General features: G+C 36.8%; 13 protein-coding genes. 2 read left to right on the forward strand and 11 right to left on the reverse strand.

The genetic code is table 11. The annotated features are described in order from the left end of the window. Positions 1-24: 24 nt before the first annotated feature. Positions 25-657 (forward strand): ExbD/TolR family protein, encoded by a 633-nt coding sequence (locus HMPREF9456_RS00085; RefSeq protein WP_006841389.1) that lies wholly within the window; start codon positions 25-27, stop codon positions 655-657. Positions 658-878: 221 nt separating this feature from the next. Then, complete coding sequence (locus tag HMPREF9456_RS00090) at positions 879-1,694, forward strand: hypothetical protein (protein WP_006841390.1); 816 nt, start codon at positions 879-881, stop codon at positions 1,692-1,694. Between the two features lie 6 nt (positions 1,695-1,700). Here HMPREF9456_RS00090 and HMPREF9456_RS00095 read toward each other — a convergent pair whose 3' ends face one another. The 11 genes from HMPREF9456_RS00095 to HMPREF9456_RS00145 all read right to left on the reverse strand — a co-directional run bounded on the left by HMPREF9456_RS00095 (position 1,701) and on the right by HMPREF9456_RS00145 (position 12,003). After that, positions 1,701-3,191 carry a glycosyltransferase family 39 protein gene (locus HMPREF9456_RS00095; RefSeq protein WP_006841391.1) on the reverse strand — a complete coding sequence of 497 codons (1,491 nt, stop codon included), beginning with the start codon at positions 3,189-3,191 and terminating at the stop codon, positions 1,701-1,703. A 7-nt stretch (positions 3,192-3,198) separates the two neighbouring features. Beyond that, entirely contained in the window at positions 3,199-3,762 is a 564-nt protein-coding gene (gene gldD / locus HMPREF9456_RS00100; protein ID WP_006841392.1) for a gliding motility lipoprotein GldD, read from the reverse strand. Positions 3,763-3,880: 118 nt separating this feature from the next. Continuing rightward, positions 3,881-4,345, reverse strand: a complete 465-nt coding sequence (locus tag HMPREF9456_RS00105) for a single-stranded DNA-binding protein (RefSeq protein ID WP_006841393.1) — start codon at positions 4,343-4,345, stop codon at positions 3,881-3,883. A gap of 66 nt (positions 4,346-4,411) precedes the next feature. Further along, complete coding sequence (locus HMPREF9456_RS00110) at positions 4,412-4,927, reverse strand: mechanosensitive ion channel domain-containing protein (RefSeq protein ID WP_006841394.1); 516 nt, start codon at positions 4,925-4,927, stop codon at positions 4,412-4,414. 100 nt (positions 4,928-5,027) lie between these two features. After that, entirely contained in the window at positions 5,028-5,849 is an 822-nt protein-coding gene (locus HMPREF9456_RS00115; protein ID WP_006841395.1) for a hypothetical protein, read from the reverse strand. A 25-nt stretch (positions 5,850-5,874) separates the two neighbouring features. Continuing rightward, positions 5,875-7,140: a hypothetical protein gene (locus HMPREF9456_RS00120; RefSeq protein ID WP_006841396.1), complete on the reverse strand. Its 1,266-nt coding sequence runs from the start codon at positions 7,138-7,140 to the stop codon at positions 5,875-5,877. Between the two features lie 2 nt (positions 7,141-7,142). Next, positions 7,143-7,691, reverse strand: coding sequence for an RNA polymerase sigma factor (locus HMPREF9456_RS00125; protein ID WP_006841397.1), 549 nt, complete (start codon positions 7,689-7,691; stop codon positions 7,143-7,145). 119 nt (positions 7,692-7,810) lie between these two features. Next, the gene (locus tag HMPREF9456_RS00130; protein WP_006841398.1) at positions 7,811-8,230 is read right to left on the reverse strand and encodes an ExbD/TolR family protein; all 420 of its coding nucleotides are present in this window, start codon (positions 8,228-8,230) and stop codon (positions 7,811-7,813) included. A gap of 31 nt (positions 8,231-8,261) precedes the next feature. Next, the gene (locus tag HMPREF9456_RS00135; RefSeq protein ID WP_006841399.1) at positions 8,262-8,969 is read right to left on the reverse strand and encodes a MotA/TolQ/ExbB proton channel family protein; all 708 of its coding nucleotides are present in this window, start codon (positions 8,967-8,969) and stop codon (positions 8,262-8,264) included. Positions 8,970-9,058: 89 nt separating this feature from the next. Then, the gene (locus HMPREF9456_RS00140; RefSeq protein WP_006841400.1) at positions 9,059-10,483 is read right to left on the reverse strand and encodes an NADH-quinone oxidoreductase subunit N; all 1,425 of its coding nucleotides are present in this window, start codon (positions 10,481-10,483) and stop codon (positions 9,059-9,061) included. Between the two features lie 41 nt (positions 10,484-10,524). Next, positions 10,525-12,003, reverse strand: a complete 1,479-nt coding sequence (locus HMPREF9456_RS00145) for a complex I subunit 4 family protein (RefSeq protein ID WP_006841401.1) — start codon at positions 12,001-12,003, stop codon at positions 10,525-10,527. Between the last annotated feature and the right edge of the window lie 11 nt (positions 12,004-12,014).

Raw genomic sequence — 12,014 nt, forward strand, 5'->3', positions numbered from 1 at the left:
TTAACCTCTTAAAGAATAAATATTATGGCTAACATAGATACTACAGGTAAGAGCGAAACTAAAAAAGGCAAACCTGAACGCAAGATATTAAGAGTAGACTTTACTCCGATGGTAGACATGAATCTTTTATTGATTACATTCTTCATGTTTTGCACAACATTAAGCATTCCTCAAATAATGGATGTAGCTATGCCAACAGATAAGGGGGAACAACCGGTGCCCGACTCAAAATCTGTAACAGTAATTTTGGGAGAAAATGATAAGGTTTACTATTATGAAGGCTTAGCAAATTATGAAGATTATACATCATTGAAAGAAACAAACACTCTTGGTTTACGCAATATGTTGCTAACCCGAAACAATGCAAACATGTCTAAGATAAAAGAATTGAGACAAAAACGTTATAAAAAGCAAATCACTGAAAAGGAATTTAAAGAGATGTCTAGCAATATTAAAAAATCAAAGGACGGACTTATTGTTTTGATAAAGCCAACAGAAAAATCCAATTATAAAAATTTGGTAGACGCTCTCGATGAAATGCAAATATGCGGTGTTGGGAAATACACAATTGTAGATGTTGAAGATGGCGACAAGGTACTGATGGAAAACCTGAAAACAAAGGGTAAATTAACCGCCATGGCCGACAGACCTGAATAATTCTTCCTTACACATATATATAATATCAGTATGGGGTTGCAGTAAATAGCTGCAACCTCTTTTTTCAGAAAAAGCAGATGTTAGAAAAGGAAAAAAGTACTTGCTAATATTTTTTCAAACATATTGCTTGTGTTAATATCTTTTGTACCTTTATCTCAAAGAGAGCAGCCATTCTCTAATAGCCTTTTGATACCAATAATGAATACAAAAAATAGACTTAGATGAAATATTTGTTTTTTACATTATCTACAATTTTAATCTTCACATCATGTAGTTCTACATTTTTCTACTCTACCCTAAATACGCCTAACGAATATGTTGAAAAAGTAGATAATGGAGATTTTCTTTTAGAAACGGATAGTCTATGGATTGCTTATTGTTTTAAGGGACAGGATGGGCCGGTACAAATTACGGTGTTCAATAAATCTGATAAGCCATTATATGTAGACTGGGGAAAATCTGCCCTTATCATAGATAATGTAGCGACAACATATTCGGGAGAAGAAATTAGTTATTCGGGAGATTGGGATAGTGCTATCAACAGCAACTCATCCTCATGGGGCACCTTTAGTGGAGCTGCATCGCTTCCAAAGAGTGTGAGTTTTGTTCCTCCACAGACCATGGTAAGTGAAATACCTTTGATCTTAAGCCCCAAGTTTGATCATATAAATAAGAAAAGTTATAAGAATGCGACAATGGGAGGGCAAGGTGATGTCGCTTTAAAAATCAGAAGACGAGACTTTGATCAAACCGATACTCCATTGGCTTTTAAAAGTTATCTGACAATTTATTCTCAACCCGATAAACCAATGGTTTTTGAACAAGACTTCTATTTATCGAGCCTCATAAGAACAGAAGCAAAACCTTCTGAGATGTTTAATCAATTACTAGATCGCGGAGATCTATTCTATGTAGAAAAACCCGCCAATAATGATGCCTTATATACAACATTAGGAATTATAGGTGGAGCCGGACTAATAGTGGTTGGTGTCATGTATGGCGAACCGGAGAAAACCACCTACTATGATGACTATTAACCTAATCTATCTCAGTTTTAGCTTATAAAGATAAGAATCCAGAGCCTGTATGCTATCCGAGAAGATATAGCGTTCTGATAGCTGATATTGATATTTCCTAAAGTCCGCACTAATTTCTTTGGGCTCATGGTGCACCAATATAAAATTGCGAAGAGGAATAGAATCTATTTCTTGAAATACAAAAGGGCTGAAATCATTATCAACAGCTCTATTCAAGATATAAAAATGATTGTTGGGAACAATAATCTGCAACCTTGGCATTACCGAGTAAGAAGAATCAGCGGCGAGAAGAATCGACTTTTCTCCATTGCTGGCAGTAAACTCACGTATTTTATGATATAAAGATTCTGTTTCGTTGTAATATTTCACCCCTGAATATATGCGAACTCCCCCCACAAAAACCATTAACACAAAGAATACATTTGTTAACCTTCTATAAGCCGGATACTCGTATGCCTTGGCAAGAATAAAAGCCAAGCTTAAAACGAAAAGCCCAAAAGAACATGTCATATAACGGCTTGCCAGTATTGGAACATATAGTATTGAAATCAAAGCCGCGATTAAAACAGGAAAAAGAAATACAAGAAAAGAGATGACCGCCAGATAAGTCTTTTTATCTCTGTCTTTAATCCCCGAACGCAAAACTTTGAGTGTTATTATCAATTGAATACTCATCACAATAATGAGTCCTATCATCATCTGTATTTTAGAAAAATCGGCAAATGGCCTCCAAATCTCTTTAGGAGAATAAAAATAATAGATGTTCAAGAACAGATCGTTTAATGTCAGCGGTTTTATCCAATACTCGTTAGCTACATCTGAAAACTGCCATATCAGTTGTAAGAGCCAAGGGGCATACAAAGCAGAGAATATTATACCACAGTAAATCAAACGCCTCCACTCCTTCTTTCCCTGTACTAAAAATATAAGCAGGAAAATATAAATACCTACAACACTCAGTAGTCCATAGTTATGTAAATAAGCGGCACAAAGTCCGGTTACCAGAAACAACACCCAATTTCGGAAATAACCTTCTGAGTAAATCTTATAGCCACAAATAGCACAAGCCAATACAAAAAACATAGTCCACGAGTACATCCGTATATCTGTTATCAAGTATTGTGTAACGGGAAACATAATGAGGAGGGAGATAAATATAAGTGCTACTCTATCTCCAAACAGTTTCCTTATTGGAAAGTATCCCAGTAAGAATGTAGCAAATATGCCCAATGCGGAAAAGAGCCTTAATGAAAAAATTGTATCTCCGAAGATCGAACTGAATGCTTTGAGTCCCCAATAATAGAGGGGCGGATGAACATCTTCTGCGGTAATTTTTGCTATATCGAAGTATGACGATTTTACCATAAACATGGAGTATGCATCATCATAAGGTATAGCTAAGTCGGCAAAGTCGAGGTAAGTAAACAGGCTAATCCCTATCGCGAAAAGCAGGATATAAGCATAAGAAACTTTCCGATTTTTATTTCTAAATTTCATTACCGTACTACCATTGCAGCGACTCCATCATGCGAACAATATCATCACGCAAAAAAGCAACGACAGGAGCGATTGAGTCAGATTTTACAACATCGTCAAAATATAACGCACCTCTCATAAATCTTGAAGAGCTATTGGTTACGTAAAATTGGACAGGAGATGCAACAGAGCCCTTTATATCATATATCAAGCCTGACAAATGTTTTAGTGAATCAGAAAATTGTGTTTGGGATATACTCTCCGCTTTCACCGCATGGCTATATGCCAATTGATGACTATCGTCAAGCATCTTGGATAATTCTTTATTATTGGTGGGAATATAGGTACAATAAATTTTTGCCTTGTATGTGGGATAATAAATATTGAACCAAACCTCATTTTTAACTTCGGGATTCAAGTATTCTATTTTTGCAAGTGAGGAGTATAGAAAAGAAAAACCGGAACCTTGCAGTCTAACAGTGTCAGCCACTACCTTTTCTATACGGGCATACCCGATAGGTTTAGGCGTATATTCGCTACAGGAAATTAAAGCAAATGCACAGGCAAAAAAAAGAATACTAAATATTTTCATCGTAACAATACAAAGAACAGATTAATCAAACAGTGGCTACTATTTTATTTAATCTGTTCAGTTTTATATTTATTCTATACACTTCCTCTAAGGAAGTATTATAATATTTTTGTATAAATCAGAATGGTAGATCGTCCTCCTCTCCCATCATTGGAGGGGTTTGATACCCTGTATTCTCAGTCGGTGTGTTATCCGAACCATACCCCGTAGGTGAACCATAGCCGGCAGGAGAATCTCCGCCTTCACGCTTACGGCTTCCCAGTAGTTCAAGATTGTCTGCATATATCTCATTAACGTAACGTTTTACTCCATTGGCATCATCGTAAGTACGCGAACGAATTTTTCCTTCAACATACACCTGAGTGCCTTTCCTCACAAACTGTTCTGCTACTTTAGCTAAGCCTCGCCAGCAGACAATATTATGCCACTCTGTACGGTCAGGTATCTGAGTTCCATTTGCAGCGGTGTAGCCTCTTTCGGTAGTAGCCAAGGTAAAGTTTGCAACAACGCTCCCGTTATCAAAATATTTTACATCAGGGTCTTTCCCTACATTTCCTACAAGTATTACTTTATTTATCGACATATTCTAAAATATTTTTTAACTATAGATACACAAATATAGAAAAAAAAATTGCTTGTTGCTATTTGATTATTCTTCTTTCGGTTTGCCAACCGATACTATTTTTTGAAGAAATAAAGAATTGGGTATTATAATTTGTTCTCCATCCATTGTTCTGAGGTATGTATGGAAAGTAAGCACATTTTCTATTATAGCCTCTATCGGTGTATCCTTATCGAGGATATGTATCTTATCTCCTATTCTGAACGGCATAGAAAAGAAAATTATAATGCCTGCCGTAATATTGCTCAATATAGACCATTGCGCAAATAAGGCAACCCCAATAACGGCAAATATCGAAGAAACAGCAACCAACATATTCTGAGGTTGTACTCCCCATATAATTGCAAGTGCAACAACACAAACAAAATTAATAAGTATATTAATTACCTGTATTATCTGAAATATTCGGGCTTCAGCCTTTAAGGTTAGTTGCCCATATTTTATTATTATCTTTCTTGATACATATTTAGATAGTGGCGTTAGTAATATAATAAAAACTGACGCTATAATTTGAGGTAAATACTCTTCTACAACTTCAATCATTCGTTATCGTTTTTTTAATATTAATATAAAAATTATTTATAACAAAAAAGCACAACTTTTGATTGTTGTGCCTTCTCATATATTTCATTGTATACTTTTATCAAGATGCTGAGTCAAAGTATAGGAGATATTTGGCAGATGAGTCGGTGTTCCAATTACCATCTAATGTTTCTTTTACAACATTTTGGCCATTTTCTGTCACGGTCTTGTTATAACGGAATTTTATAGGGATAGAAACACTTTTTTCATTATTGAAGCTGAATTTTCCGCTCTGATATTGGAAGTATGATCTTAGTTGTGACATTTTCGCTACATACAATATAGGTCTACTACCTAGAGCTCCATTACCTTCAAGCCTTTTTCCAAATCTAACATCAATAATTATCTTATTATTTCCTATTTCTTGAACTACTCCATTGACTTCTTCTTTTTGATTAGAAGGGTCATAATAAAAATACATATCTGCAACAGTGCCTTCTTTCAATTCAGCCTGAGCTCCAAAAACCCATCCGTCTCCAAAAAAATCTTTTATCGGATAAGGAAATGGAGAAGTGAATATTGTTGGGTTAAAGTCATCCACTCTATCTGGAGCTTTAACGGCTACACTGGTTTGTTCTATTCTAACCAAAGGTTCACCATAATCTGCTCCTTGATAAATCCCATTACCTAATGATTGCGAAGTATTTATAGAATAGCCCATAGTGTAATACTGTCCTTCTATAGTATTCGACGCATTTACCTGATCTGTTACGATCCATGTTCTGTAACTTGCTACAGCAGCAACTTTCATACCGTCTTTGGTGGTTACAAAAACATAGTCATTGTTAATATTTATCTTATTGTCGCTGTCTCCAAGGCAAGAAGAAAATAAAAGCCCTACAGCAAATACCCCACAGATCAATTTTAGTATTGATGTTTTCATGTTTTAAATTAATTATTCGTAAATATTAAAAATCGAACTTAACACCCAGATTAAAATCCAATTGAATTTTTCGATCTGAGTATATTGTGGAGTACTTATTTCCGGCATCAAAATAATAAGCACCTCCAATCGTTCCGTAAAGATACAATTTTTTATAAATAGGATATGCACCTCCTATCCCTACATTTGCAGAAAATTGAGGATTAGCCTGTTTTATTGATTCTTTTATATAGTATGGCTCTGAATAATACAGATCTCGAGGGAGCCCCATAACAATAAGGGTAGATTCTGTATACGCTATCTTACTTTCATACTGCCCCTTAATATCTTTTTGCACCATCCCTCCGGCAGATAAATAAAATTTAGCCTTACCCAGTTCATAGAATTTATAATTCAACGTTAATGGTACCCCCAAATAATGGAAGTATTGATTCTCTCGAATATTAAAGGCACTATTTGACGTTATCTTAGAAGAAAGATAAGTGTATACAATACCCGTTTCTAAAGACAAATTAGGAGTAATACTTTTAGAAACCTTCAATCCGAATGAAATTGGCAAGTTATGTTGTAATTTAAATTCTTTATTTTCTTTAGCAAGGGCATCATTGAAAAATTTGCCTCTGGTAGGATAAGAGAATAATAAGCGCCCCCCATTTTGATTGATATTCTGACCAAATAATGCAGAGTTAGTAGACAGTCCGACAGAAAGACCTGAACCCGAATTCTTCTTCGGTAGCAATCTCACTTCTTTATGATCCCCGCTACTGCGCAAAGACTTCTCTTTTGCCACATCTTCTTTCTTTTCGGGTTTACCCGATTCTTTCTGCGGCTGCTGTGAAGAAGTTGAAACCTGCACATCAACAACTGCTTTCTTCTCCTGTTGTAGCTCGGCCCTTGCTATAATAGGTCTTATCGCAGGTCGTGGAGAAATCACGATCGTTGTATCATCAAGCTTGATTGTATCCTGAATAGCTTCTTCTATTGTAGCTACTTTTGGCTCTTCGGGTACAACCAAATTACTCCCTTTTGGGATAAGCAGTACACCGGTAACAACTGCCGCAGCAACACCTACTGTTATCAATGCAGTCTTTATTAGAGAGACCTTAGAGGCTGTTGCAACAGAAGAACCCGAAGAAGAAGAGGAGCTGGACGCAGAAGATGGGTCAGCAGGTGCTGCCTGCTGAGACAAAAGCTGATCTAACCCACCCCATAGGGATGCAGGCACTTCCGGCTCAAAGTCTTTCAACTTTGAGGAGAATAGATCCTTTATTTTGTCTTTATCTTCTATCATCTTTACACTCTCTCGTTTACATATTTTTTTACCCTATCCTGCAATATTTGCCTGGCCCTCACATACTGTGAGCGAGAAGTTCCTTCACTTATACCAAGCATATCAGCAATTTCTTTATGGGAGTAATCTTCTATAGCATACAAATTAAAAACAGTAGAGTAACCTTTCGGCAATTCTTGTACCATTTTCAATAGTTCCGTTTCCGATATCCTGTACATTTGATCGTCTTCTGTTGATTCATCAACGACCTCCGGGAGATTTTGGATATCCTCAGAAGAATGAAATATCGACTTTTTCTTTCTTAAGTTTTCTAAAGCAAGGTTTATAAATACGCGTTTCATCCATCCTTCAAAAGAACCTCTTTCCTGATATGAACCGATATTTGAAAAAACTTTCATGAAGCCATCCTGTAAAAGATCCTGCGCAGCATCCTGATCCGAACTATAACGGAGACATATGCTATACATCTTACGTGCATACGTTTCGTAGAGCATTTTTTGTGCGTCTCGCTTTTGTTCTTTACAGCCTGCTATCATTTGCAGTTCATTCATATTGGCTAAGCCTCACTTTAAAGATGCATTTTTTGTGGAAGTGTTGCATCTGTCAGTGATAAAAATAATTATACCACCTCTTTTTTTAACTTTATAATATAAAGATTATTAAGTATAAATCATTCAGGTTTTTGAGTGAAAAGAACCATCTTGACCTGAAGTTTATTTCCTATATCTATAACATCTACAACATCCTGTAAGCTCAACGACTTATCGGCTTGTAGCAAAACGTTCATCTCTACATTTGGGTTGTCAGTCTTCTCTTTTGCCAGAACTGAACCCAGTGCAGACTCTAATTCACTTTTCTGTAGTTCTTTGTCATCAATGTAATATCGTAGATCTTTTGTTATGATCACGTTTATATTTTTCTTTGTCACCACCTTTTCCGAGGTTGCGGCATTGGGAAGTAGCACCCTGATGGCAGCAGGTGTCACCATCGTGGATATAATAAGAAAGAATAATAATAAAAAGAACATTATATCATTCAATGATGCAGTATATACCTCGGCTGTTCTTGTTTTTCTTCGTTCTATCTTCATTTCTGTTCAATGTCTTTACTCAAAACAAATATTACGCTACTATTGTTCCCTTCTTATATGCACGTATAGCTTTAAGCACTTCGTTTGAGTCTTTATCTATATTTACTACTACTTTATCAATACGTCCATTGAGTATATAGTAGCCTGAATATGCAACAATACCTACCAACAAACCGGCTGCCGAACATATCATTTTCTGATACAATCCGGTAGAGATAGTATCAATAGCGAGATCATTTGTTCGTGCAATATCATAAAATATCTTTATAACTCCAAATATTGTTCCTAAAAATCCGAGCATAGGTGCAATAGAAGCGGTAATTCCCAGCCAGTTCATTTGGTTTTCAAGGATATTTACCTGTTGGCGTGCTTCAACCTCCATTGCTTCTTCTATCTCTTTTTCGCTCAATTCAAATTCTTTCAATCCGGCTGCAATAACTTTCGCCGAAGCATAAGGACGTTCTATACAGAATTTCAAGGCCTTATCTATCTTACCCTCATTCACCAACTCAATAACGCGAGACAGCCAAATAGAGTCTTTCTTTCCCAAACGACTTATTACAAGCCACTTGTTTATTATAACATAAATGGAGAGTAACGATAGAAGAAATATAGGTAGAAGTACCCATCCCCCTTTCAAGACAAGACTAAGATAAGTTTCTTCAGGTGCAGTCTGTGCAGCTTGATCTGCCATTTCGATCACGGGGCTTGCTGCTTGTAGTAAAATGAATAAATTCATATATATTGATTCCTTATTATTACATAAAATTCGACAGAAGTCCCAAAGATAAGGCCTTCTGTCGAATTATTTTTATTCTTTAATATTCTTTAATATATACCAAAGCTAACGTGTGCTATATACTCATAGAAGTAACTTACTACACCTACGGCAAAAATACCGATCATTGATATTACTAAAGAGGCTTTCATATACTTATCTGTATCTAGCGATTCGATAGGAGAATCTGCCTTTTTTATAAACATTGCCTTCACTACCAACAAATAGTAGAAGAGTGATATAACAGTATTGAGGAACGCTAAGAAAACCAACAAAGTGTGTCCTTGTTCCATAGCTGCCATAAAGACAAACAGCTTACTGAAAAATCCTGCGGCAAATGGAATTCCTCCAAGAGAGAACATGGCGATCATCATAGCCAATGCTAATTTCGGATTTGAATAATACAATCCGTTATAGTCGTCCATATTCACTTTACCTGTTTTATCTTCCACTGCTGAAATAACGCCAAAGGCTGCAAGGTTGGAAAAGACATAAACAAATACGTAAAATATAGTTGCTGCCATACCTGCCGATGTCCCGGTAAATACACTCAGCATAATATATCCTGCCTGCGAAATAGATGAGAAGGCAAGGAAGCGTTTCATGTTTTTCTGACGAAGAGCAAACAAGTTACCAACAGTAATGGTAACAAGGATTACAATCCATATTATATTTTGCCATACATCCTGCAATGCCGGGAATACCTTAAACAAGATAGTCATAAGAGCAAATACAGCCGCTCCTTTCGATATGGTAGATAAATATAAAGTCACATTAGTAGGTGCTCCCTGATATGTGTCCGGTGCCCAAAGATGGAAAGGAACCAAAGATATCTTGAAGAACAATCCACTCATAACAAAAACCATTGCCATAACCACGAGTGGTGTAGAGTAGATGTTTGCAGCTATATCTGTATAATAAAGAGTTCCGCAAGCTCCGTATAGGAAAGACAATCCGAATGTCATGATCGCTGAAGAGAATATAGCATTAAAGATATATTTTGCTCCGGCTTCGGCCGATTCTTTTTTATATTTATTAAAAGCAACTAAAGCTGCGATAGGCAGAGATGCTGTTTCGAGTCCGATGTAGAATAACAAGAAGTTTCCTGAAGATATCATCAAGTACATCCCAATCAGAGTAAGAGTTGTGAGCATAAAAAACTCTCCTCGTTTCAATATCGAATCGGGTTTCTTAAGCCATGAGTTTGCTTGCAAGAAAATAAGGAAGACGCCTATATTAAGAATATTCTTTATCGTAAGATAAGCAGGGCCTGTAACATACATTCCGGCAAAAGAGCTTCCGTCGTCTTTGATAAAGAAACAAAAAACTGTATGTATAAGAAATATGCCACAAGCTACCGGAAAATAATATTTCTTAGCGTTGTCTGAAGCAAACAAATCATAACAAATGAGTAAGAGAAATACCACAATCAGTGATAGTTCATGCTTCATCAACAAATAATTACTTAAATCCATCTTTATATCTTAAAATTACAATGTTTACTATTTATCCTTACTTATTTTATATATGCCAAACTTGCACTGATAAGATCGGAAATCCAACTCGGAAACAATCCCATTCCGGCAACACAAACAATCAGCCCTACTGTAGCTACCTTTTCATGCCATACTGCATCTGTCAGCTCCAAGTGATGAGGATCTTGTACTGGTCCATATAAAATTTTTCCAACCACTTTCAATATATAAACTGCTGTTGCAACAATTGAAGAAACAGCAACAATCGTGAAAATACGATGGAAAAGATCGCTATGCTGGAACGAACCTACAAAGATTGTCATCTCGGCGACGAATCCACTCAATCCGGGAAGCCCCAGAGAAGCCATACCCGCAATAACATAACACACGCTAAGGAATGGCATGATTTTCATGAGTCCTCCCATCTGTCTAATATCACGTGTATGAGTACGTCCGTATATCATACCTATCAGAGCAAAGAATAGGGCAGTCATCAATCCGTGTGAAAGCATCTGCATCACAGCACCTGTCATCGCAGTCTGATTCATCATCAATATTGCAAACAATACCAGTCCGCAGTGACTCACCGAAGAGTATGCATTGATATATTTCAAGTCAGTTTGAGAAATAGCTCCCAGTGCCCCGTAGATAACACTGATACCTGTTAGTATAATGAATATCCATGAAAGCTCGTGAGCCGCTTCCGGCATCAGGCGCATTGCGATGCGGAAACATCCGTATCCCCCTAGTTTCATCAATACTCCGGCATGAAGCATAGACACAGCCGTAGGTGCCGATGCATGACCATCAGGAGACCATGTATGGAATGGGAAAAGTGCTCCCAATACTCCAAATCCTAAGAACGTAAGTGGAAATATCCAATATTGAGTAGCTACAGGTATTGCATTGTTTGCAGCTACCTCTAGTATATTAAATGTATAATCTCCCGTTGTTGAGGAGTTGAAGTATATACCGAATATACCAACTGCAAGGAAAGCAGAGCCTCCCATCAACATCAGGGTAAGTTTCATTGCCGAATATTCTTTTCGTCCTGTTCCCCAAAGCCCGATAAGCAGATACATCGGAATCAAAGCAATCTCATAGAAGAAGAACATGGTGAACATATCCAATGAGATAAAGAATCCATATACCCCCACCGAAAGTAAGGTCAACCACATAAAGAAATCTTTAGGCAGCGGATTCATATTCCATGATGCAAATGTTCCGGTAAATATAATAACAGCGGTAAGCAAAAGCATTAATACCGAAATACCATCAACACCGATAGCATAATGGATATTCAACGCCGCAAACCAAACCTTATCATAAGTAAACAACATCTCGGCTGTATTGCCGGCACTGCGTTCTGCATAGAACATAAAGAGTAAAGCAACAGCCAATACTATTTCAATGGCTGCACCGATTACCGCTACGGTACGGATTTGTTTAATGTTGCGGCATGGTATAAATGCTAACAACATCAACACAGGTACAAGAACAAATAATGAAAGAATATTCATTGTTTTATATT

The sequence above is a fragment of the Dysgonomonas mossii DSM 22836 genome (assembly GCF_000213575.1).
Classification (GTDB): domain Bacteria; phylum Bacteroidota; class Bacteroidia; order Bacteroidales; family Dysgonomonadaceae; genus Dysgonomonas; species Dysgonomonas mossii.